Below are 22089 nucleotides of genomic sequence, written 5' to 3'. Positions count from 1 at the left end.
TGCGTAAACTACGCCGCGTACGCGGCCCGCAGCACCCGGGAGGCGGCGTCCAGCACCTCGGCCACGGTGACGCGCAGCAGCGCCGGGTCGGGCGCGGCCGTCTGCACCTCCCGCTCGCCGTCGCCGTGCCAGAGCGCGGCGTGGACGGGCTTGCGGGGCGGCCCCCAGATGCGCGGCGAGGCCGGGCCGAACAACACCACCGACGGCCGCTCGTACGCGCTGGCCAGGTGCGCCACCCCCGTGTCCCCGCACACCACCAGCGACGCCCCGCGCACCAGGGCCGCCAGCTCCTCCAGGCCGGTCCGCCCGGCCAGGTTGGCCTCCGGCGGCAGCCCGGCCGCGGCGGCCACCCGCGCGGCGCGGCGGCGCTCGGCGGCCGTGCCGGTGACGACCACGTCGTGGCCGTCGGCCGCGAGCGCCGCCGCGACGGCGGCGAACCGCGCCGGAGGCCACCGCTTGCTGCCGTAGGCGGCGCCCGGGTGCACGAGCGCCGCGCCGGGCCGCGGGCCGGGCCGCGGCGGCGGGGCCAGCAGCAGGTCGGCCTCGTCGGGGTCGGCGCCGTCGGAGCGCACCAGCCGGCACCATTTGGCCACCTCGTGCTCCACCGGCCGCAGGGCGGGCCCGTCCCGGTGCTCCGGGCAGGCGAAGGCCACCAGCCGCCCCGGCCGCGTGCCGCGCAGCGCCCGCACGCTGTCGGGCAGCACGCCGTGCAGGTCCACGGCCACGTCAGGGGCCGTCACCGGCGGCGGGCGCAGGCTACGGTGCGGGACGAGCTCGTCCACCGCGCCGGTCAGCCGCACCAGCGGCGCGAGCGCCGGGTTGACGGCCAGCAGCAGGCGGTGGCCGGGGTAACGGCGGCGCAGCGCGCGCAGCGCCGGCACGGCCACGAGCAGGTCCCCGAGGTTGAGCGCGCGCAGCGCCAGCAGGAGGGGCCGCGCGTCCTGCGGAACGGTCACACTCCTGGTTGCCCGCCCGCCGGTCAAGGCAAGCCCGGACGGCCGCAAAAAGGGACCGCCCGCCCCCGGACCATGGCAGCCGAGGGCGGACGGGGATTCGGGGCGCCTACGCGAAGGCCCAGGTGAAGATGTGCATCTGGCCCTCGTCCACGGGGCCGAAGGTCAGGCTCCTGACCTGCTTCGCCGGGTCCAGCGCGATCGGCTGGGAGGCGTAGACGTAGGCGTTGATCGGGTGCAGCGCCCACGAGCCCCAGTACAGCCGGTAGGGGGTGGTGGCCACGATCTCGTTGCCGAAGCCCGGCTGGTCGTGGTTCCAGTCGAGGATCCAGTCGCTGAAGCCGAGCGTGGCGGTGCTCGTCGTGCCGTCGGTGTAGGTGATCGTCACCTTGGACTGCGGGTCGCCCAGCGTGCCCGAGCCGAGGAAGGCGATCCTGCTCGCGCCGGCCGGGGCCGCCACCTCCAGCGGCCGGGCGTCCGGGCGGATGTTGTCCCACTCGCCCTTCTTCCGGGCCGGCCAGGTGAAGCGGAAGTCCTTCCAGGTGACCGGCTCGCCCGGACGCAGCCCCGCGTTCGCCAGCCCCTGCGGCGAGTAGCTGAAGCCGGTGCCGTCGAGGTTGGCCTCGCCCTGGGAGGCGTCGTCGCCGATGCCGGCGTTGTTGTGGTGCCACTCGGGGGTGCCGCGCCTGGCCACGTTGAGCCGGACGGAGGCCGCCGTGTCGCCCACCGTGATCGGGACCGTGCGGAAGCCCGGAGCCAGCGAGGAGGAGACCGTGACGGTCAGCGCGACCCGGGCCTGGCCCGCGGCGGCGACGTTGAGCGTGCCGCTCGCCGGCGACACCGTGACCCCCGCCGGGGGCCTGGCCTGCCAGGCGACCGTGGCGGCCGAGCCGAGGGAGCGCACCGCCAGCTCCGCCTTGAACACCCCGCCCGGCTCCACCGGCCCGCTGCCCGGCGCCGCCCCCGCCAGGTACGGCCGCGAGCCGTCCTTGAAGGAGGGCGGCGCGTCGGCCGCGGCGGCGCCGAACGTCGTGCTCGCCGACGTGCCCACGGTGACGTCCAGCCGCCCGCCCGCCGTCGCGAACGACTCCGGCAGCCACGCCTTCGTCGTCGCCACGCCGTTGACCTGCAGCGCCCGCACGTAGCCGCCGGCCGCGCCCGGCGCGCTGACCGTGATGTCGCCGGCCGGGCGGGCGATCGTGATCCGGTCGAACAGCGGCGTGCTGACCAGCAGCTCGGCGCGGCCCGGGATCGCCGGGTAGAGGCCGATCGCCGACCACACGTACCAGGAGCCCATCGCGCCGAGGTCGTCGTTGCCGACCAGGCCGTCCGGGCCGGGCCCGAACAGCTCCTTCTGCGCCCGCCGCACCACTTCCTGCGTCTTGTACGGCTTGCCCAGCCAGGCGTACAGCCACGGCGAGGCCAGCCCCGGCTCGTTGCCGAGGTAGGCGTAGGGCTGGGCCGGGCCGGCGTTCAGCTCCTTGAAGTAGGCGTCCAGCCGGGCGCCCGCCTTGGCCGCGCCGCCCATCGCGGTGATCAGGCCCTGCGGGTTGTACGGCACCATCCAGTGGTACTGGGCGCCGTTGCCCTCCATGTAGACGTCCGGCGCGCCCGGGTCGAACGGCGCCTTGAACGAGCCCTCGCCCATGCGCGGCTGGATCCAGTCCTCGCCCGGGTTGTAGAGGCTCTGCCAGGCCGCCTGGGCCCGCTTCATGAACTCGCCGGCCGTCGCCCGGTCGCCGAGCCGGGTGGCGAGCTGGGCGATGCCGAAGTCGGCGGCACCGTACTCCAGCGTGGCGGACGGGTCGGAGGGGACGTAACCCGTGCTCATGTAGGCGGCGTTGCCGGGACGCTCGTCGTAGCCGAGCAGCGGGTGGCCGATGTCCTTCGGGCCGGTGCGGCGGGCCGCCTCCACCATCGCCTTGAACGCCGAGGAGTAGTCGAAGCCGCGGGCGCCGAAGGCGTACATGGTGGACAGGATCACGTGGTACGGGTCGCCGACCATGACGCCGGTGATCGCGGTCTGGTGCGACCAGCGGTCCCAGACGTTGCCGACGGCCTGGGCGTTGTCGTACATGGACTGGGCGATGTCGCCGGCCACGTCGGGTGCGAGCAGGGCCAGGAGCTGGACCTCGCTGCGGTAGATGTCCCAGCCGGAGAAGGTCGCGTAGTGGTGGCGGCCGGCGGGGACGGTGTGCGGCTTGCCGTCCATGCCGGTGTAGGTGCCGTCCACGTCCTCGAAGACGTACGGCTGCAGCAGCGTGTGGTAGAGGTTGCTGTAGAAGGCGCGCCGCTGCGCGTCGGTGCCGCCGCCGACGCGCACCTGGCCGAGCCGCTTGTCCCAGACCGCGGCGGCCTCCGCGCGCACCTGGTCGAGGCTCTTGCCGGCGATCTCGGCCGCCAGGTTCCGCGCCGCGCCCTCGACGCTCACGTACGACAGGCCGACCCGCATCTGCACCGGCCGGGCCGGGTCGAACTGCAGGTACGCCCCCGAGCCCGGCCCGTTGACGACCACGTCGTCCTGGGTGACCACGTCGCCGCGCACCCGGGCCCGCCCGGCGTTGGCGACCGTCAGCGCGCCCGGCCGCACCTCGTCGTCCTTCCAGGTGCCGGAGGCGGTGACCGGCTGGTCGAAGGTGGCGTGGAAGTAGACCTTGTAGCGCATCGGCGGGCCGCAGAAGCCGCCGGTCTGGACCCAGCCCTCGACCGTGTTGCCGCGGATCCTGGTCTCGCCGTCGTCCACGCCGTTGATCGAGCCGCTGGTGTTGAGCAGCACCGTGCCGGGCTTGCCCTGCGGGAAGGTGAAGCGGGCCACGCCCGCGCGGGCGCTGACCGACAGCTCGGTCCTGATCCCGGTGTCCAGGGTGCTGCTGTAGAAGCCGGGCGAGGCCGTCTCGTTGGCGTGCTTGAACGTCTGGACGTAGTCCTCGCCGTGCGTGGCGGGCGAGCGGCCGATCGCGCCGGAGAACGGCATCACCGGGAAGTCCTGCGCGCCGGTGCAGCCCGCCCCCGACAGGTGTGTCATGGAGAAGCCGCGCAGCCGGTCGTCCTCGTACCGGTAGCCGCCGCCGGCGTCGGCCACCGTGTCGGGGCTCCACTGCATCATCCCGAACGGCAGCACCGCGCCGGGGAAGGTCATGCCGCCCCCGCCGCCGTGCCCGAAGTCGGCCGCCGCCTCCTTGGTTCCGTGGAAGACGTTGACCAGCGCGGCCGGATCGCGCACCATCTCGACGTCCTGGGCGGTCAGGGTCGCCATTCCCGGCGGGAACGCCGCGCCCACGACCAGCGCGGCGACGGCGGGTAAGGACCAAACAGACACGGCAGTCCTCCAAAGGGTGTGATCGAGGCCACGAAACCGGGGCGGCGGGCGGGGGTCAACGAGCAGAAACGACGGCCGGAAGCTGTCATGGCGGACGGCCGGAATAGGGGTTGGCGGGCCCGCGCGCGGTTGCCACATTCGCAAGTACCCGTGTCAGCCGGCGTGAGGAAGTGCGATGACCCTCGTGTCCCCCGTTCCCGTGGAGACCGTGCCAGCAGGGACCGTGCCAGCGGGCGTGCCCGCGGAGGCCGTGCCTGCGGAGGCCGTGCCCGCCGACCCGCGGGAGCCCTCCTTCCGGCTCGCCGGGCTGCTCGACCCGGGCTCGGCCGTGCCGTTGCACCCCGCCGACGACAGCGGCGTGCTGGCCGTGCACGGCACGATCGGCGGCGCCCCCGCGGTCGCCTACTGCACCGACGCCCGCCGCATGGGCGGCGCGCTCGGCGCGGCGGGGGCCGGGCACATCGTGACCGGCATCGAGACGGCCGTACGCGAGGGCTGCCCGGTGGTCGGGCTGTGGCACTCGGGCGGCGCCCGGCTCGCCGACGGCGTGGAGTCCATGGACGGCGTCGGCCGCATGTTCGCCGCCATGACCTGGGCCTCCGGCGTGGTGCCGCAGCTCTCGGTCATCCTCGGCCCGGCCGCCGGCGCGGCCGCCTACGGCCCGGCGCTCACCGACCTCGTGATCATGGCGGACGCGGGCCGCGTTTTCGTCACCGGCCCCGACATCGTGCGCAGCGTCACCGGCGAGACCATCGACATGGCCGGGCTCGGCGGGCCCGAGGCGCACGGCCGCAAGTCCGGCGTCGCCCACCTCGTGGCCGCCGGCGAGGAGGACGCCCTGCGCCGCGCCCGCCGCCTGACCGGGCTGTTCACCCACCGGGGCGCGTTCGACCTGGCCGCGCTGGCCGAGCCGCGGGACCTGCGCGCCCTGCTGCCCGACTCGCCGCGCCGCGCCTACGACGTGCGCCCGCTGGTCCGCCGGATCCTGGACGCCGACGGCTTCGAGGAGCTGCAGCCCCGCTGGGCGGCCAACATCCTGACCGGCCTCGGCCGGCTCGGCGGCCGCACCGTCGGCGTGCTCGCCAACAACCCCCTGCACAAGGGCGGCTGCCTCGACTCGCTGTCGGCGGAGAAGGCCGCCCGCTTCGTGCGGATGTGCGACTCCCACGGCATCCCGCTCGTGGTGCTGGTGGACGTGCCCGGCTACCTGCCGGGCGTGGGCCAGGAATGGGGCGGCGTCGTCCGCCGGGGGGCCAAGCTGCTGCACGCCTTCGCCGAGTCGGTGGTGCCCCGGGTCACGCTCATCACCCGCAAGGCGTACGGCGGGGCGTACATCGCGATGAACTCCCGCTCGCTCGGCGCGACCACCACCTTCGCCTGGCCCGGGGCCGAGGTCGCGGTGATGGGCGCGGAGTCGGCCGTCGCCGTCCTGCACCGCAGGGCGCTGGCCGCGGCGCCGGAGGAGGAGCGCGAGGAGCTGCGCGCCCGCCTCGCCGAGGAGCACCGGCGGGTCGCCGGCGGGGTCGAGCGGGCGATGGCCCTCGGCGTCGTGGACGAGGTCATCGCGCCGGAGACCTCGCGGCTGCGCGTCGCCGAGGCGCTGGCCCGGGCGCCGCGCGCCCGCGGCAGGCATTCCAACATCCCGCTGTGACAGACGAGGAGGCGCACCCATGCCCGACAACACCGTGCCCGAAGCCGCCGTACCCGGAGTCGCCGTACCCGGAGTCGCCCTGCCCGGAGCCGCCGTGGCGGAGCTCAGGGCCGTCCTGGTCGGCGGGCCCGCCGCGCTGACCGCCGAGCGGCGCGTCCAGAGCGTGCGGTCCACGGGCGACACGCTCAAGCTGCCGCTCGGCGCCGGGTACGAGCACTTCCGGCACCAGGGCGAGAGCACCGTCGTGGACGGCGAGCAGGCGCTCGTCTACCGCTGGGTGATGCACACCGCCATCGCCGAGTGAGCAAGGGGGCGGGGCCCCGCTCGGGGCCCCGCGACCTCGGCCGGGGGCCCCGCGGCCTCACGCCTGCTCGCCGACCAGCTTGGCCGGCAGGTCCGAGCGGCGGGAGACGCTCAGCTTGCGGTAGACCCGGGTCAGGTGCTGCTCCACCGTGCTGACCGTGATGAACAGCTTGGCGGAGATGTCGCGGTTGGAGTAGCCGTCGGCGGCCAGGGCGGCCACCCGCCGCTCGGCGTCGCTGAGGATCGGCTGCACGCTCGCGGTGTCGCCGTCGTGCTCGCCGTCCGGCGACAGCGCCTGGCTCAGCCCGTCGGCGTGGCACTCCATCGCCAGGGAGCGGGCGCGGCGGGTCAGCATGCCGGCCCGCCGGTACTCGCCGATGGCGTGGTAGGCCTCGATGAGGTCGAACAGCGTACGGGCCAGCTCGTAGCGGTCGCCGCCGGCCTGCAGCAGCTCGGCCGAGCGGCGCAGCAGCAGGACCCGGTGCCGGCTCTCGCCGGTGGCGGCCAGCACCCGCATGGCCATGCCGTGCACCCGCTTCGAGCGCCGGTCGCTGCGGGCGAGCTGCTCCTCCAGCAGCAGCCGCGCCTGCTCCTGCTCGCCGAGGCGGACCAGGGCCTCGGCCGCGTCCACCCGCCAGGCGATGAACTCCGGCGCGTCCAGCCGCCACAGGCCCATCAGCTCGCCGCACAGCCGCAGGTCCCGCAGCGCCTGCTCGGCCTGGCCGGCGGTGAGCGTGAAGCGGGCCTTGCCGTGCAGGTAGAGCAGGCCGAAACGGGTCTCCAGCATGGCCTCGGGCACGGGCTGGGTGACGTACGGCAGGCACTCCTCGTGGCGGGACATCGCCGCCCCGGCCAGCAGCAGCGTGCCCAGCGGGCCGCCGACGGCCACGCCCCAGCTCCCCGGCGGGATGATCTCCAGGGCGCGCCGGGCGTCCCGCGCGGCCGCCGCGAGGTCGCCGGCGCGCAGCGCGATCTCGGCGCGGATGGCCGAGAGCCTGGCCTGGCGGCTGGGCGCGTGGCGGGTGGCGGCCTCCTCGACGAAGGCGTCGCACCACGGCGCGGCCCGGTCGGAACGGCCGGAGTAGGTCAGCGTCAGCAACGCGCTCTCGACCGTGTCCATGGACATCTCATCCAGGCGCGAGCCGCGCAGCACGCGCTCGGCGACGGCCACCGTCTCCGGCCGCGGCGCCTCCGTCAGCGCCCGGACCAGCGCGTTGGCCGACTCGATGCGGCGGCTGACGCCGAGCGAGCAGGCGGCGCTGTTGGCCTCCTCGGCGCGCGGCTCGGGCAGGTGGGACAGGAACGACGGGCACGCGCCGCGCAGCCACGCCCGCGCCACGGCCAGCTCGGCCAGGCCCTCCCGGTCCAGCCCGTCCAGCTCCGGCAGGTGCCGCAGGACGTCCCTGGCGTCGCTCGTGTGGCCGTGCCACAGCAGCGCCTTGGCCAGCACCACCGCGTCGCCGCCGCCGAGGTGGCCCTTGTGCAGGGCCGCGGTCAGCTCGGCCAGGTGCCCGGCGGGCGTGCTCGGGTTGATCCGCCAGGCGGCCCGTACCAGCTTGGTGGCGATCCTGGCCCGCCGCCGCTCGTCGCCGCAGCCCTGCCAGGCCAGCTTGAGGTAGCCGATCGCGGCCTCCACGCCGCCGTCGCGCAGCGCCTGGCCGGCTGCATCCTCCAGGACCGACAGGGCCCACGGGTCCTCCGCGCGGCCGGCCAGCAGCAGGTGGCCGGCCACCACCGCGACGGGGGCGCCCTCGTCGTGGGCCAGCTCGGCGGCGCGGCGGTGCAGGTCGGTCCGGTCCTCCTGGTCGAGCGCGGCCAGCACCGCGGCGCGGGCCTCCTCGTGCCGGAAGCGGCCGTCGGCCAGCAGGCCGGCCCGGTTCAGCGCCTGCAACGACTGGGCGGTGGCCGCCGCACCGCGGCCCAGCAGCCGCGCCACGCCCTCGGGCTCGCCCAGCACCGCGAGGCCGCGGGCGGTGAGCAGCAGCTCGGGGTCGGTGCCGTGCAGGCAGCTCAGCACGGCCTCGGCGTAGCGCTCGCCGGGCCCGCCCCGGGCCTGGAAGTCCTCCAGCAGCGCGTCCACCAGGAGCCGGTTGCCGCCGCTCAGCTCGTGGCAGGCGGCCGCGAACCGGCCGGCGGCCTCCGGGCCGGCCCGCTCGGCCAGCCGCCGGGCCACGGCCTCGGCGGACAGGTGGTCCAGCCGCACCGGGCGGCAGTGCGGCTGGCGCAGCAGGTCGGCGTGGAGCAGCGAGCGCTGGTGGGCGTGGTGGTCGGGCGCGGCGAAGACCAGCATGATCTTGGCGTACTTGATCCGGCGCGCCAGGTAGGTCAGGCAGAGCTGGGAGGCGCGGTCGGCGTGGTGGGCGTCGTCCACGGCGATCAGCAGCGGGCAGCGCTCCGACAGCTCCAGCAGGACCGTGCAGAGCGCGTCCACGATCTGCACGTCCACGTGGTCCAGGGTGTCGCCGGCCAGCTCGGCGCGGGCGCCCTCCTGCAACAGGCCCAGCGTGACCGCGCGGTGCTGCTCCATCATCGGCGTGTTGTGGACGAGCTGCGAGAGCACGCCGAGCGGCAGGTCGCGCTCGGCGCGCGAGCCGGTCGCGGCGAGCGGCAGCGCCCCGTGGTCGAAGGCCTGCTCGGTGAGGCTGTAGAGCAGGTGGCTCTTGCCGGTCGCGATGGCGCCCGTGACGACCGCGATCCGGCCCCGGCCGGCCACCGCCTCGTCCAGGAGCCCGTGCAGGAGGGTCATCCCCTGCCGCTGGTTGTGCTCGGCCATGACGGCCCTCCTTCGTGCGTGCCGGGTGGGGTCGGATCGGGGGCGGGGCGGGCGCGTCAGCCCGCGGCCGCCAGGCGCGGGCGGGACCGCTGCCGCGGCACGGCGCCGGCCCCGGCGGGGACCTCGGCGGGCGCGGCAGGGGCGAGGGCGCCACCGGCGGGCGCGAGAGGGTCACCGGTGGAGGCGAGCGGGGCGGGGGCGAGGGGCAGGCCCGTGGGGGCGGCGGGGGCGCCGGTCGCGCGGGCGTGCTCGACGGCGGCGCGGACGGCGGAGAAGGCGCAGGCGGCGACGTCGGTGTCGATCCCCGCCCCCCAGCCCGTGCCGCCGCCGGTGTCGCACTCGGCGTAGATCGCGATCTCCTCCGGCGCGCGGCGGCCGGACAGGGGCCGCCCGGACGTCACCCCGGCGCCGTCCAGCGGCGGCGCGGTCGTGTACACCGCCCGCACCTCGATGCCCCAGGGGCGCAGCAGCTCGCCCAGGGCGCGCACGGCCGCCGCCGGCTCGCCGCCGGAGGCGCTGCCGCGGTCCACGTGGAGGGTGGCCAGGATCGGCTCGGCGCCCACCCGCAGCGGCCGCGCCGGGTCGCCGTGGTAGAGGTAGCGCTCCCGGAACAGCGCGCCGATCCGCTCCGGCGGCAGCTCGCCGCCCTCGGCGTCGGCCCGCGCCTGGACCTGCGCCGACAGGTCGCACTGCAGGCCGCGGGGCAGGTTGAGGCCGTGCCAGGCGCTCATCACGTACGCCACGCCGCCCTTGCCCGACTGGCTGTTGACCCGCACGACCGCCTCGTAGGTCCTGCCCACGTCCTGGGGGTCCACCGGCAGGTACGGCATCCGCCACGGCAGCTCGTCCACCGGCGTCCCGGCCGCCGCGGCCCGCCGCTCCCGCTCGTCGAAGCCCTTCTTGATGGCGTCCTGGTGGGAGCCGGAGAAGGCGGTGTGGACGAGGTCGCCGCCGTAGGGGTGGCGGGGGTGCACCGGGAGCTGGTTGCACAGCTCGACCGTGTCCCGTACCGCGTTGAGGTCGGAGAAGTCGATGCCGGGATCGACGCCCTGCACGTACAGGTTCATGCCGAGCGTCACCAGGCAGACGTTGCCCGCCCGCTCGCCGTTGCCGAACAGGCAGCCCTCGACGCGCTCGGCCCCGGCCAGCATGGCCAGCTCGGCCGAGGCGACGCCGGTGCCGCGGTCGTTGTGCGGGTGGATCGACAGGCAGACGTGCTCGCGGCGCGACAGGTTGCGGTCCAGCCACTCGATCTGGTCGGCGAAGACGTTGGGCAGCGAGCGCTCGACGGTGGTGGGGAAGTTGAGGATGATGCCGCGGCCCGCCTCGGGCTGCCAGACGTCCATGACCGCCTCGCAGACCTCCAGCGAGAAGTCCAGCTCGGTCTCGTTGAACAGCTCGGGGGAGTACTGGTAGCCCAGGTCGCAGTCGCCGAGGGTGCGCTCGGCGTGCTCCATCATCACCTGCGTGGCGCGGACGGCCAGGTCGCGGCAGCCGTCCCGGCCGATGCCGAAGACGAGCCTGCGGAACAGCGGCGACGTCGCGTTGTAGATGTGGACCGTCGCGCGGGGGGCGCCCCGGAGCGTGTCCAGGGTGGCCCTGATCAGTTCCTCGCGGGCCTGGGTGAGCACGGTGATGCGGACGTCGTCCGGGATGAGGTCGTCCTCGATGAGCAGCCGCACGAAGTCGTGGTCGTCCTGGCTGGCGACGGGGAAGCCGACCTCGATCTCCTTGTAGCCCATGCCCACGAGCAGCTCGAACATCATGAGCTTGCGCTGCGGCGACATCGGCCGGGCCAGCGACTGGTTGCCGTCGCGCAGGTCGGTGGACAGCCAGCGGGGAGCCGTGCGCAGCCGCCTGCCGGGCCAGGTCCGGTCGGCCAGGTCGATGGGGCGGAATTCCGCGTAGCGTTCGGCGCCGTGCATCTTCGCCTTTCCTTTCCTGAATGACCTCGTCATCGCAGGGCGCGGAAATGAGAAACCGCCGCGGCTCGCGCGGCCGGCCGATCCGTACCCGAGGAATCCGGCGGTGACAGTGGAAATCCGGCTGACAACGGCCGAAGCTATAGGGGGTCCGGGACCCGGACAAGACCAGGGGTCAGGAGTTCGGGCAGGATATCCGGGGTGAGCACGGGAGGGGTATCGAAAGGCGCACCCCCGCTACCCCTTTCGGATCCCGCCTCTTAACGTGATCCGTAAGGCGGGCCACACTCCGCTCATGACGGCCATCCTGCGTGTTGCCGTGCTCTGTGTCGTCGAGGCCCGCCCGCTGGTCCTGGGGGTCTCCCTTCTCCGTTTCCTCACCGGCGTCGCCCTCGCCCTGCCCGTGGCGGCCGCCCACGACCATCCGCTCACGATCCTGCGAGGCGCGCTCGCCTGGGTCCTGTCCATCCTCGCGGTCTACCTCTTCAACGGCGTCACCGACGTCGTCGAGGACCGCATCAACGCCTCCGGCCGGCCGATCGCCCGCGGCGACCTCGACCCGGCGCACGCCATGGCCGTCGCCGCCGTGGCGGCCTGGGTGGCGCTGCTGGCCACCCTCGGCCTGCCCGGCCCGATGCTCTGGATCATCGCCGGGAATCTGGTCCTCGGCTACCTGTACTCGGGGCCGCCGGTGCCGCTGAAGGGCAGCGCGGGCGGCACGATGGGCGTGCTGTGCCTGTCGGGCATGCTGGCCTATCTCGGCGGGTTCGTCGTGGCGACCGGGGGAGCCGACGTCGCGCTGCCGCCCGCGCTGATGCTCTTCGCCGCCGTGGCCATCTGCTGGATGATGTTCGTCGGCGTGCCCGCCAAGGACCTGTCCGACATCCAGGGCGACGCCGCCGCCGGGCGGCGCACCCTCGGCGTCCGGGTGGGGGAGCGGCGCTCACGGTGCGTGATGATCGTGGCGGCGTTCGCGCTGCTGACCTTCTTCGCGCTGGCGGTCGTGCTGTTCAGGGTGCCGCTGGTGGGCGTCTCGCTGGCGCTGGCCGTGGGCGTCGCCGCCGTGACGACGACGGGCCTGCTCGCGCCCGCGCCCGTGCCGGTGCCCGGTCCGGACGGCAGCGCGGCGGTGGAGGAACGCAGCCGCCGGCGCCGCTCTTACGGCGCGTTCATGGGCACGCAACACCTCGTTCACCTGACCGCACTTGTGTGCCACATATGACCACAAATGTTGCGCCGTTGCTCAGGGCAGGGGATAGTTAGGGGCGTTCGGACACTCGTCCCGCGGCGGCGGAGGGGGGACATTGAACGCGGTACACGGGGCGGCGGGGGATCCGGCGAGATTTGTCGAATTATGTCGAGACGAAATCCTCGCCGAGTTCGAGTCCGTCCTCCAGTCCGCCGGTAGCGTCGTTTTCGCAGATCAGCGCGCCAGGGACCAGGCTCTCGCCACTGCCGGGCATGTCCTGGACGACGTCGCGGCCACGCTACGCGCCGGCAAGGTTCAGGTAAGTGAACTGTACAAATTTCAAGCATGGGAACTGGGAAATGTCCGGGCCTCGGACGGCGCTCACCCCAAGGCCTCACTTGAGGCGGGCTCACTTTTTTTCCGTTGCGCCATGCGTCATATCGCGCGGCGAATAGCCGCCGAGTCCGACGGCCCCGGGGAGCTGTTCGTGCTGGCCATCGCGGGCATGGAGGAGAGCCTGTCGCGGCGCATCCGCGAGTCCGCCGAGAGCTACCACAGCTTCCTGCTCAACCAGGTCCACCGGGCCCAGGAGGAGGAGCGCCGGCGCATCGCCCGCGAGCTGCACGACCGCATCGGCCACGGCATCAGCGTCGCCCACCAGCAGCTCGCGCTGTCGGAGGCGTACCGGATGTCCGACAGCGCCCGCGCCACGGCCAAGATCAGCGTGGTGCAGCAGGCCATCCTGGAGACCATGGAGAACCTGCGGCAGCTCACCTCCGAGCTGCATCCGCAGACCCCGCTGCGGGGCCTGGAGAAGGCGCTCATGGGCTTCCTGGAGGCGGTCGAGGACGACGGCGTCAGCGTCGCGCTCACCGTCAGCGGCGACGAGTCGTGGGCCGACCCCCGCGTGCTGGACGAGGCCTTCCTCATCGTGCGCGAGGCCGTGCGCAACGCGCTGGCCCACGGCTGCCCGGCGATGGTCCTGGTCCGGGTGAACATCGCGCCGCACGAGCTGTTCGCCTCCGTGCAGGACAACGGGCGCGGCTTCGACCCGGCCGCCGTGCGCGGGCGCGGCGGGGTGGGCCTGGCGTCCATGCGCGAGCGCGCCGAGCTGCTCGGCGGCCGCGCCATCGTCTCCAGCGAGCCGGGGCAGGGGTGTCTCGTCGAGCTGTTCATCCCCCTCGCGAGGCAGTCCCGTGGCCGCACCGACCTCTGAGGCCCCGATCTCCGTCGTCCTGGTGGACGACCACGCGCTGTTCCGCGAGGGGCTGCGGGAGATCCTGGAGTCCGACGGCGACATAGCGATCGTGGGCGAGGCGGGCGACTCCGAGGGCGCCGTCTCCTCCGTCGCCCGGACCCAGCCCGACGTCGTCCTGCTCGACGTCGAGATCCCCGGCGACGAGGTCACCGAGACCGTCGCCCGCATGCGCAGGCTCTCGCCGCAGACCCGGATCATCATCCTCAGCATGTACGACGGCCCGCAGCTGCTGTCCCGGCTGCTGGTCGCCGGCATCCGGGGCTACCTGCTCAAGAGCGTGCACCGGCACGAGCTGATCGCCGCGGTGCACAGCGTCCACGAGGACGCCTCGCGCATCGTGCTCGCCGTCTCCACCCACAGCCTGGCCCGCGTCGAGTCGCCGAGGAACGGCGTCCTGTCGGAGAAGGAGGTGGAGGTGCTGCAGCTCGCCGCGCAGGCGCTGAGCAACGTGCAGATCGCCCGCCGCCTGGGCCTGGCCGAGGCCACCGTGAAGCGGCACATGCGCAACATCTTCGTCAAGCTCAACGCCGTCTCGCGGATCGACGCGGTCAACAAGGCCGTGGCCGCGTCGCTGATCCAGCCTCAGACCAGGGCCGAGGGCGACTGAGCGTAGTGGCCGGCGGGCAGCGGGCCGGCCAGCATGTCGAGGACGTGGGGCGGCAGCCGGACCGACGCGGCCGCCAGGTTCATCTCCAGGTGCACCTGGTCGCGGGTGCTGGGGACGGGCACGACGTGCTCGCCCTGGGAGAACAGCCAGCTCAGCGCGAGCCGCCCGGTGCCGAGGTCGAGCTGGGAGGCCACGGTCTCCAGCGCCCGCAGCCGCCGGTCGGCGACGCGCCGGTGCTCGGGCCGGAAGCGGGGGTCGGCGTGCCGCCAGTCGCCGGGGGCCAGCTGGTCCTGCTGGCGCATGCGCCCGGCGAGGAAGCCCCGGCCGAGCGGGCGGGCGGCGACCACGGCGAGGTTGAGCTCGCGGGCGGTGTCGAGCAGCACGGATGACGGGGGCGGCCCCCACAGGGAGTACTCGACGCCGACCGCGCACAGCTCGTGCACCGCGTGCGCCCGCTTGATCTGCTCGGGCGTGCCGCCGGACAGGCCCAGATGCCGGATCTTGCCGGCCATGACCAGCTCCGACAGCCGGGCCATGCTGGCCTCCAGCGGCACCCGGTCGTCCCGGCAGTGCAGGTAGTACAGGTCGATGCAGTCGGTGCGCAGGCGCCGCAGCGAGGCGTCGCAGGACCTCTCCAGGTGGTCGGGGTCGGCGTCGAAGACCAGCGGCCCCGCCGGGTCGTCCAGGCGCACGCCGCCCCGCGTGGCGACCACCACCTGGTCGGCCCGGCCGGCCAGGGCGCGCCCGATCAGGCTCTCCACCTCGCCGGCGGCGTAGAAGTCGGCGGTGTCGAGCAGGGTGACGCCCGCGTCGAGCGCGCGGCGGATCAGCCGGCCGGCCTCGTCGTGGTCCACCGGGCCGTAGGCACCGCAGAGGGCGAGCGAGCCGAGCCCGATGGCGGAGACCACCGGCCCCGCCGGACCCAGCCTCGTGTATCGCACGAAATCCCCTTCGCGCCGCGAGTGTGTCGCTCAACAGAAGCAGTCAAGGTGCGTGCAAATTTACTGTCATCCTCATCGCGGGTAAAGGGGCTAGTGGCATATCGCCGCAAACCCCGACGAGATCGTAGGACATCGCCGGTGGGTCACAGCAAGAAGGTAGGCGTTCTCGGCCCCTATGCGAACCCCTAATTCTCGGTGCTCAGGCCACAGAACTCCCGTAATGGTCTATTCGTAAAATATCCGTTTTGGTTACTGTGCCGGTGATGTGCCGGTGTTGTGCCGGTGTTGTGCCGAGCGAGAGGAGGTCTGGGTGATCGAGGAGATCCTGCCCGCCACCGTCATGACCTTCGACACCTTCACCGACCCGCCCGGTGTCACGCTCTTCCCCGAGGAGGCCGAGCTGGTCCGGCGGGCCGCCGAGAAACGCCGCAGGGAGTTCACCACCGCGCGCCACTGCGTCCACCGGGCGCTGGAACGCCTCGGCGTGGCCCCCGTCCCGGTGCTGACCGGCCCGCACGGCGAGCCCGCCTGGCCGCCCGGCGTGGTCGGCAGCATCACCCACTGCGCCGGCTACCGCGCCGCCGCCGTGAGCGCCGCGCCCGGCGCCATCGGCATCGACGCCGAGCCCGAGGGGCCGCTGCCGCCGGGCGTGCTGGAGGCCGTCGCCGTCCGCGAGGAGTGCGAGATGGTGCGCCGGCTGGCCGCCGAGCACCCCGGCACGAGCTGGGACCGCGTCCTGTTCAGCGCCAAGGAGTCGGTCTACAAGGCGTGGTACCCCCTGGCGCGGCGCTGGCTCGACTTCCATGACGCCGTGATCGACCTCGATCCCGAGCGTGGCACGTTCGACGCCCGCCTTCTCGTCACCGGCCCCCGGTGGCAGGGCAGGCGGGTGAGCGGCTTCGGCGGGCGGTGGATGGCCGGGCGCGGCCTGGTGCTGACCGCGATCGCCGTGACCGTCCCGCCCGCAGGAAAGCCCGCCCCAGGAAAGCCCGCCGCAGGAAAGCCCGCCGCAGGAAAGGCCGCCTGACCATGACGACGTTCGGGGTCGTGCTCATCGCCGAGGGCGCCACCAGGAAGGAATGGCTCGGCCGGTGCCGCCGCGCCGAGTCGCTGGGCTTCGACGTGATCGCGGTGCCCGACCACCTCAACCTCCTGTCGCCCTTCCCCACCGCGGTGCTCGCCGCCGAGGCCACCGAGCGCCCGACGATCGGCACGTACGTGCTCAACGCCAGCTTCCACCGCCCCGCCCTGCTCGCCAGGGACGTCACCACCACCGCCGGCCTGCTCGGCGACCGCCTGGAGCTGGGGCTCGGCACCGGCTACGTGCGGGCCGAGTTCGCCGCCGCCGGGCTGCCCTTCGACGCGGCCACCCGCGTCGCCCGGCTGGCGGAGCTGGTCGGCGCGCTGGAGCGGCTGCCCGTCCGGCCGCCGCTCCTGATCGGCGGCCACGGCGACCGGGTGCTGGGCCTGGCCGCCCGCCACGCCGACACGATCTCCTTCACCGGCGCGCCCTACCGTCCCGAGTACGGCCGCACCGCGCTGGTCACCGCCGGCGCGCTGCTGGAGCGGGTGGCGTACGCGCGGGCGGCGGCCGGCGGGCGGGCGGGGGCCGGCGGGCGGGCGGCGCGGCCCCGGCTCAACGTGCTGTCCAAGGCCACGGTGCTGACCGGGGACCGGCGCGCGGGCGTGGAGAGCCTGCGGCGCTACGCCCCCGACCTGACCACCGAGGAGCTGCTGGAGGTGCCGACCCTGCACGTCGGCACGCCGGCGCAGATCGCCGAGCAGATCCGCATGGACGAGGAGCGCTTCGGCTTCTCCTACGTCACCGTCATGGACTCGGCGATGGACGACTTCGGCAAGGTCATCGAACGCCTGCGATGACCGGCTCGCGGACCGGCTGCGCCAGGGCGTGCAGGCAGGCGTTGAGCGTGCGGGCCTGCACGTTCAGGTAGTAGCTGTGCCGCAGCAGCTCGTCGAGCTGGTGCAGGGCGATCCAGCGGAAGGCCGGGTGGCCGGGCAGCGGGTCGTCGTCCACCTCGATCACCTGGTAGCGGTTGCGGGCGTGGTAGAACCGCCCGCCCTCCTCCGACAGGACCGTGTCGAAGCGGACCCGCCCGGGCGGCGCGGCCAGCACCTCCGCCAGCAGCGGCGGGCGGGCCGCGGGCGGCAGGTGGTCGTAGTTGCCCGGCGTGCACTGCACGGTCGGGGCCAGCTCCACCACGTCGGTGTAGCCGGGCTCGACGCGGGCGTGCGCCAGCGCGTGCACCACGCCGTCGATGCGGCGTACCAGGAAGGCGACCACGCCCGTCCCGACCGGGGCGATCATCGGCTGGGACCAGGAGGTCACCTCGCGGCCGCCGGCCTCCACGCGCACCCCGATCACCTCGAAGAAGCGGCCGCTCTCGTGCGCGATCCGGCCGTCGGCGCGCCGCCACCGCCGGACCTGGTTCAGCGGCACGGGCCTGGCGTGCACGTCCACCGTCGAGCGCATGCCGCTGAGCCAGCTCAGCAGCTCGGGCAGGCCGTGCCGGGCGCCGGCGCGCGGATCGCGGGAGCGGGCGACCGCCGCGCCGAAGCCGCCGTCGTCCCAGCGCGGGCCGGGCTCGTCGTCCCAGCGCGGGCCGGGCTCGCCGCCGTCCAGGTCGGGCAGGCAGGCCAGGACCGTCCTGGCGTCCATGTTCACCAGGTCGGGCACCGACAGCAGCTCCCGCACCCGGCCCAGCGGCAGCCAGCGGAAGCCCTCGGCGGCCTCGACGTCCTCGCGTACCTCCACGACCATGTTCCGGTTGCGCTTGCGGTAGAACCACGCGCCCTGCTCCGACTGCCGCACGTCGGCCAGCACCCGCCCGCGCGGCCGCCGGAACAGCTCCAGGTACGGCACCGCCCGCCCCCGGTGCAGCCTCGTGTAGTTGCTGCGGGTGGCCTGCACAGTGGGGGAGAGCTGGGCGCCCTCCGGGTTGCCCGGCTCGTTCTTGGCCTGCATGAGCAGGTGCGGCACCCCGTCCACGCGGCGCAGCAGGATGCCCAGGATGCCCGCCTCGGGCTGGTTGATGATCGGCTGGCTCCAGCCGGGCACCGCCCATCCCGGGCGGCGCACGTCGAGCCCCTCGACGGCGAAGAAGCCGCCGCTGGCGTGGCGCAGGTCGCCCGTCGCCGGGTCGGCCCGCCAGCCGGCCAGCTCCTCCAGCGGCACCCGGGTCACCCGCATGGACGTCAGCCCGGCGACCGCGCGCAGCCAGTCGTGAACGTCGATGATGACACACCCCTCACAGCGTCGCGGCCGTCCGATGCCGCCGAAGCTGTCACGGGGCGGCAGGGGCCTCAACCCCTGCTCGTCCCGGTCGTGCCCCCTGACCGGGGGTTAGGGGTTCTTCGGGTGGGCCGGGCCTCCTTAGCCTTCTAATGTGGACGCCATGACCGATCATCGGGAAGTGCGGGCCGGCGACCGCGACCGCGAACGGGTGGCCGAGATGCTCCGCGTCGCGGTCGCCGAAGGGCGCATCACCCTGGAGGAGCTGCACGAGCGCGTCGACCGCGCCTACACCGCCCGCACGCTGGGCGACCTGGACGAGGTCATCGCCGACCTGCCCGTGCCCGAGTTATCCGGCCCGCCCGTACCCGCCACCGTCACCGTCACCGCCACCGCCGGGCTGCCCGCGCTCCCCGACGGCGGCGGCGTGCTGGAGCTGCACACCGTCAGCGGGCGGGTGGAACAGGCGGGCCGCTGGACGGTCCCGGCGCACCTGAGCGCCAAGGCGGGCCGCTGGGGCAAGGTCCGCGTCGACTTCACCCGCGCCGACTGCCCGTACCGCGAGGTCGTGCTGGACGTCGAGATCACCTCCTGGTTCGGTGACATCGTCGTCGTGGTCCCGCGCGGCTGGCGGGTCCGCGACGAGGACGTCCTGCGCCGCTGGATGGGCGCCGTCCACAACCATCCGCCCGTGCCGCTCGCCCCCGACGGCGTCACGGTGCGCCTCACCGGCTACGTGCAGACGGGCGACGTCTGGGTGAGGTACCGCCGCCCGGCCCGCTGAACGCGGCCACCTGAGCGGCCACTGAGCCCGTCAACCTGAGGAGGATCGCATGGCGTGCCGGATCTGTTCGGGCCGTCTCCACCCGTTCGCCGACTTCGGGAGCCAGCCGCTCTCCGACGCCTTCGCCGCCCCCGGCGGCCCGCCCGAGCCGTTCGCCTTCCGGCTGGCCGTGGGCGTGTGCACCGGCTGCTCGATGGTGCAGCTGCTGGAGGAGGTGCCGCGCGAGCGCATGTTCCACGCGGACTACCCGTACCTGTCCTCCGGCTCGTCGGTCATGCGCGCGCACTTCGAGAGCCTGGCCGGGCGGCTGCTGGATACCGAGCTGACCGGGCCCGACCCGTTCGTGGTGGAGCTGGGCTGCAACGACGGCGCCATGCTGGCGGCGATCGCCCGGGCCGGGGTGCGGCACCTCGGCGTCGAGCCGTCCGGCGGGGTCGCCGACGTGGCGGCGGCCAAGGGCGTGCGGGTCCGCAAGGACTTCTTCGAGGCCGCCACCGCCGCCGCGATCCTGGCCGAGGACGGCCCCGCCGACGTCGTGTACGCGGCCAACACCCTGTGCCACATCCCCTACCTCGACTCGATCATGAAGGGGCTGGACGCGCTGCTGCGGCCGAGCGGCGTGTTCGTCTTCGAGGACCCCTACCTGGGCGACATCGTCGAGCGCGCCTCCTTCGACCAGATCTACGACGAGCACTTCTACTTCTTCAGCGCCACCACCGTACGCGGCCTGGCCCGCAGGCACGGCTTCGAGCTCGTGGACGTCGAACGGCTGCCCGTGCACGGCGGCGAGGTCCGCTACACCCTCGCCCGCCGGGGCGCCAGGAAGCCCACCCCGGCCGTCGCCGCGCTGCTGGCCGCCGAGGAGGCCGCCGCGCTGCACGAGCCCGCCACCCTGCACCGCTTCGCCGACCGCGTCGCCGCCACCCGCGAGCGCCTGGTCGAGCTCCTCACCGGCCTGCGCGAGCAGGGCGCCCGCGTCTACGGCTACGGCGCCACCGCCAAAAGCGCCACCGTGCTCAACTACTGCGGCATCGGCCCCGACCTGATCACCTTCGTCAGCGACACCACCCCCGCCAAGCAGGGCAGGCTCACGCCCGGCTCGCGCATCCCGGTACGCGACCCCGGCGCGTTCGCCGACCCCTACCCCGACTACGCGGTGCTGTTCGCGTGGAACCACGCCGAGGAGATCATGGCCAAGGAGACCGGCTTCGCGGCGGCCGGCGGCACGTGGATCCTCTACGTGCCCGAGGTCCACCTGGTGCGGGCCTGACCGATGGAGCACCGCGAACTGGCCGTCGCCGGCGCCCACGCGTTCTTCCCCCAGGTCTTCGCCGACGAGCGCGGCGACTTCGCCTCCCCCTACCAGGAGCAGACCTTCACCGCGGCGACCGGGCGGCGGCTGTTCCCCGTCGCGCAGGCCAGCAGGAGCGTCTCCATGCGCGGGGTGGTGCGCGGCGTGCACTACACGCTCGTACCGCCCGGCACCGCCAAGTACGTCTACTGCGCCGCCGGGCGGGCGCTGGACTACGTGGTGGACCTGCGGGCGGGCTCGCCGACGTTCGGCCGGTGGGAGGCGCTGGAGCTGACCCCCGCGAGCGGCACCGCCGTCTACCTGCCGCCCGGCGTCGGCCACGCCTTCGCCGCGCTGGAGGACGACACGGTCGTCTGCTACATGCTCTCGGAGGAGTACCGCAAGGAGCACGAGCTGGCGCTGTCGGTCTTCGACCCCGAGCTCGGGCTGCGGCTGCCGCCGGGCCCACCGGTGCTGTCCGAACGCGACCGGCGGGCCCCCACGCTGGCCGAGGCGGCGGCCCAGGGCCTGCTGCCCCGCTACGACGGCTGAGGGCTGCTCACAAGGCGTCGCGCGGCGCGACGATCTACAAGGCGTCGCGCAGCGCGGCGATGACCTTGTCCTGGAGGCCGGCGGGCAGCGACGGGTACATCGGCAGGGAGAAGATCTCCCCGGCCAGGGCCTCGGTCACCGGCAGGCTGCCCGGCGCGTAGCCCAGGTGGGCGAAGCCTGACATCGTGTGCACCGGCCAGGGGTAGCTGATGTTGAGGTGGATGTCGTGGTCGCGCAGCGCCTCGATGATCTCGTCGCGGCGGGGGTGGCGCACCACGTACACGTAGTAGGCGTGCTCGTTGCCGGGAGCGGTGGCGGGCAGGACGAGATCGGTGCCCGCCAGGCCCTCGGCGTAACGGTCGGCGACGGCCCGGCGGGCGGCCAGGTAGGCGTCCAGGCGGGTCAGCTTGCGGCGCAGGATCTCGGCCTGGACCTCGTCCAGCCGGGCGTTGTGGCCCGGGGTCTCCACGACGTAGTACGTCTGCTCCATCCCGTAGTACCGCAGCCGGCGCAGCGCCTGGTCGGTGGCGTCGTCGCCGGTGACGACCGCGCCGCCGTCGCCGTACGCGCCCAGCACCTTCGTCGGGTAGAAGGAGAAGGCCGCCGCGTGGCCCATCGAGCCGGCCGTGCGGCCGTGGTGGCGGGCGCCGTGCGCCTGCGCGCAGTCCTCCATGATCACCAGGCCGTGCGCGGCGGCCAGCCGCTCCAGCGGCGCCATGTCCACGCACTGGCCGTACAGGTGGACCGGCAGCAGGCACCGCGTCCGCGGCGTGATCAGCGCCTCCACCTGGGAGACGTCCATCAGGTACGTCTCCGCGTCGATGTCGGCGAACACCGGCCTCGCGCCCACGGCGTCGATGGCCACCACCGTCGGCGCGGCCGTGTTGGACACCGTGATCACCTCGTCGCCGGGGCCGACGCCCAGCGCCTGCAGGGCCAGCTTGACGGCGTTGGTGCCGTTGTCCACGCCGGTGCAGTGCCGCACGCCGAGGTAGGCGGCGAACTCCTCCTCGAAGCCGCGCACGCTCTCGCCGAGGATGAGCCGGCCGGAGCGGAAGACCGTCTCGACGGCGTCCAGAATGTCGGCGCGCTCTGTTTCGTATTCCGGCAGATAGTCCCAGACACGGGTGGGCATCGTCGTCCTCCTAGAGACTCCGGCCCCAGTGAAAACCCTGCCGCCGCGCCGCGGAACCCCTAGATGCGCGGCCGTTCATGAGGGGAGGAATAGGGGGTGACGAGTGATCGCCACGCTCATTACGGTGACGATGGCACGAATGACGCGAATGGACCGGAAGA

At 74.0% G+C, this 22089-nt stretch carries 17 protein-coding genes; 10 read left to right on the top strand and 7 right to left on the bottom strand.

The window, feature by feature from the left end; translation table 11 throughout:
• Positions 1–8: 8 nt before the first annotated feature.
• A complete protein-coding gene (locus AB0H75_RS45160) occupies positions 9–956 on the bottom strand; it encodes a glycosyltransferase family 9 protein (RefSeq protein WP_367807263.1) in 948 nt (315 codons plus the stop codon).
• 106 nt (positions 957–1062) lie between these two features.
• Positions 1063–4272 carry a GH92 family glycosyl hydrolase gene (locus AB0H75_RS45155; RefSeq protein ID WP_367807261.1) on the bottom strand — a complete coding sequence of 1070 codons (3210 nt, stop codon included), beginning with the start codon at positions 4270–4272 and terminating at the stop codon, positions 1063–1065.
• Positions 4273–4447: 175 nt separating this feature from the next.
• On the opposite strand from AB0H75_RS45155, the gene AB0H75_RS45150 reads away from it, so the two are divergent.
• Both AB0H75_RS45150 and AB0H75_RS45145 read left to right on the top strand, forming a co-directional pair.
• On the top strand, positions 4448–5923 hold the full coding sequence (locus tag AB0H75_RS45150) for an acyl-CoA carboxylase subunit beta (RefSeq protein WP_367807259.1): 1476 nt from the start codon (positions 4448–4450) through the stop codon (positions 5921–5923).
• A 19-nt stretch (positions 5924–5942) separates the two neighbouring features.
• Positions 5943–6227: a DUF5988 family protein gene (locus tag AB0H75_RS45145; RefSeq protein WP_367807257.1), complete on the top strand. Its 285-nt coding sequence runs from the start codon at positions 5943–5945 to the stop codon at positions 6225–6227.
• Between the two features lie 57 nt (positions 6228–6284).
• Here the strand turns inward: AB0H75_RS45145 and AB0H75_RS45140 are convergent, their stop codons facing one another.
• The gene (locus tag AB0H75_RS45140; RefSeq protein ID WP_367807255.1) at positions 6285–8999 is read right to left on the bottom strand and encodes an AAA family ATPase; all 2715 of its coding nucleotides are present in this window, start codon (positions 8997–8999) and stop codon (positions 6285–6287) included.
• 56 nt (positions 9000–9055) lie between these two features.
• A complete protein-coding gene (locus tag AB0H75_RS45135) occupies positions 9056–10924 on the bottom strand; it encodes a 2-isopropylmalate synthase (protein ID WP_367807253.1) in 1869 nt (622 codons plus the stop codon).
• Positions 10925–11216: 292 nt separating this feature from the next.
• Here AB0H75_RS45135 and AB0H75_RS45130 point away from each other — a divergent pair, with 292 nt between their 5' ends.
• The 3 genes from AB0H75_RS45130 to AB0H75_RS45120 all read left to right on the top strand — a co-directional run bounded on the left by AB0H75_RS45130 (position 11217) and on the right by AB0H75_RS45120 (position 13975).
• On the top strand, positions 11217–12143 hold the full coding sequence (locus tag AB0H75_RS45130; protein ID WP_367807251.1) for a UbiA family prenyltransferase: 927 nt from the start codon (positions 11217–11219) through the stop codon (positions 12141–12143).
• 397 nt (positions 12144–12540) lie between these two features.
• Positions 12541–13326 carry a sensor histidine kinase gene (locus tag AB0H75_RS45125; RefSeq protein ID WP_367807248.1) on the top strand — a complete coding sequence of 262 codons (786 nt, stop codon included), beginning with the start codon at positions 12541–12543 and terminating at the stop codon, positions 13324–13326.
• Complete coding sequence (locus tag AB0H75_RS45120; protein ID WP_367807246.1) at positions 13307–13975, top strand: response regulator; 669 nt, start codon at positions 13307–13309, stop codon at positions 13973–13975. The genes AB0H75_RS45125 and AB0H75_RS45120 overlap by 20 nt, the downstream gene beginning before the upstream one ends.
• Here AB0H75_RS45120 and AB0H75_RS45115 read toward each other — a convergent pair.
• A complete protein-coding gene (locus AB0H75_RS45115; protein WP_367807244.1) occupies positions 13951–14916 on the bottom strand; it encodes an aldo/keto reductase in 966 nt (321 codons plus the stop codon). The two genes, AB0H75_RS45120 and AB0H75_RS45115, sit on opposite strands and share 25 nt — an antisense overlap.
• Before the next feature lie 310 nt (positions 14917–15226).
• Between AB0H75_RS45115 and AB0H75_RS45110 the strand changes: the two genes are divergently transcribed.
• Both AB0H75_RS45110 and AB0H75_RS45105 read left to right on the top strand, forming a co-directional pair.
• Positions 15227–15943 (top strand): 4'-phosphopantetheinyl transferase, encoded by a 717-nt coding sequence (locus tag AB0H75_RS45110; RefSeq protein WP_367807242.1) that lies wholly within the window; start codon positions 15227–15229, stop codon positions 15941–15943.
• Between the two features lie 2 nt (positions 15944–15945).
• Positions 15946–16797 carry a TIGR03621 family F420-dependent LLM class oxidoreductase gene (locus AB0H75_RS45105; protein WP_367807240.1) on the top strand — a complete coding sequence of 284 codons (852 nt, stop codon included), beginning with the start codon at positions 15946–15948 and terminating at the stop codon, positions 16795–16797.
• Here the strand turns inward: AB0H75_RS45105 and AB0H75_RS45100 are convergent.
• Positions 16778–18241, bottom strand: a complete 1464-nt coding sequence (locus tag AB0H75_RS45100; protein ID WP_367807238.1) for an NDP-hexose 2,3-dehydratase family protein — start codon at positions 18239–18241, stop codon at positions 16778–16780. The two genes, AB0H75_RS45105 and AB0H75_RS45100, sit on opposite strands and share 20 nt — an antisense overlap.
• Positions 18242–18329: 88 nt before the next feature.
• Here AB0H75_RS45100 and AB0H75_RS45095 point away from each other — a divergent pair, with 88 nt between their 5' ends.
• From AB0H75_RS45095 to AB0H75_RS45085, 3 genes are read left to right on the top strand one after another with little or no spacing between them, the layout of a single operon-like run.
• Positions 18330–18950, top strand: a complete 621-nt coding sequence (locus tag AB0H75_RS45095) for a DUF1707 domain-containing protein (protein WP_367807236.1) — start codon at positions 18330–18332, stop codon at positions 18948–18950.
• Between the two features lie 49 nt (positions 18951–18999).
• Positions 19000–20220, top strand: a complete 1221-nt coding sequence (locus AB0H75_RS45090) for a methyltransferase domain-containing protein (RefSeq protein WP_367807234.1) — start codon at positions 19000–19002, stop codon at positions 20218–20220.
• Positions 20221–20223: 3 nt separating this feature from the next.
• A complete protein-coding gene (locus AB0H75_RS45085) occupies positions 20224–20793 on the top strand; it encodes a dTDP-4-dehydrorhamnose 3,5-epimerase family protein (RefSeq protein ID WP_367807232.1) in 570 nt (189 codons plus the stop codon).
• A gap of 34 nt (positions 20794–20827) precedes the next feature.
• Here AB0H75_RS45085 and AB0H75_RS45080 read toward each other — a convergent pair whose 3' ends face one another.
• Complete coding sequence (locus tag AB0H75_RS45080) at positions 20828–21928, bottom strand: DegT/DnrJ/EryC1/StrS family aminotransferase (RefSeq protein ID WP_367807230.1); 1101 nt, start codon at positions 21926–21928, stop codon at positions 20828–20830.
• Between the last annotated feature and the right edge of the window lie 161 nt (positions 21929–22089).

Source organism: Nonomuraea sp. NPDC050783, from assembly GCF_040802095.1.
GTDB lineage: Bacteria > Actinomycetota > Actinomycetes > Streptosporangiales > Streptosporangiaceae > Nonomuraea.
This window is presented reverse-complemented; position numbering and strand designations above follow the sequence as displayed.

Excerpts from the sequence above, each read along its gene's own strand:
- AB0H75_RS45150 (WP_367807259.1), top strand. The coding sequence starts at position 4,448 with ATGACCCTCGTGTCCCCCGTTCCCGTGGAGACCGTGCCAGCAGGGACC.
- AB0H75_RS45145 (WP_367807257.1), top strand. The coding sequence starts at position 5,943 with ATGCCCGACAACACCGTGCCCGAAGCCGCCGTACCCGGAGTCGCCGTA.
- AB0H75_RS45140 (WP_367807255.1), bottom strand. The coding sequence starts at position 8,999 with ATGGCCGAGCACAACCAGCGGCAGGGGATGACCCTCCTGCACGGGCTC.
- AB0H75_RS45135 (WP_367807253.1), bottom strand. The coding sequence starts at position 10,924 with ATGCACGGCGCCGAACGCTACGCGGAATTCCGCCCCATCGACCTGGCC.
- AB0H75_RS45130 (WP_367807251.1), top strand. The coding sequence starts at position 11,217 with ATGACGGCCATCCTGCGTGTTGCCGTGCTCTGTGTCGTCGAGGCCCGC.
- AB0H75_RS45125 (WP_367807248.1), top strand. The coding sequence starts at position 12,541 with ATGCGTCATATCGCGCGGCGAATAGCCGCCGAGTCCGACGGCCCCGGG.
- AB0H75_RS45105 (WP_367807240.1), top strand. The coding sequence starts at position 15,946 with ATGACGACGTTCGGGGTCGTGCTCATCGCCGAGGGCGCCACCAGGAAG.
- AB0H75_RS45095 (WP_367807236.1), top strand. The coding sequence starts at position 18,330 with ATGACCGATCATCGGGAAGTGCGGGCCGGCGACCGCGACCGCGAACGG.
- AB0H75_RS45090 (WP_367807234.1), top strand. The coding sequence starts at position 19,000 with ATGGCGTGCCGGATCTGTTCGGGCCGTCTCCACCCGTTCGCCGACTTC.
- AB0H75_RS45085 (WP_367807232.1), top strand. The coding sequence starts at position 20,224 with ATGGAGCACCGCGAACTGGCCGTCGCCGGCGCCCACGCGTTCTTCCCC.
- AB0H75_RS45080 (WP_367807230.1), bottom strand. The coding sequence starts at position 21,928 with ATGCCCACCCGTGTCTGGGACTATCTGCCGGAATACGAAACAGAGCGC.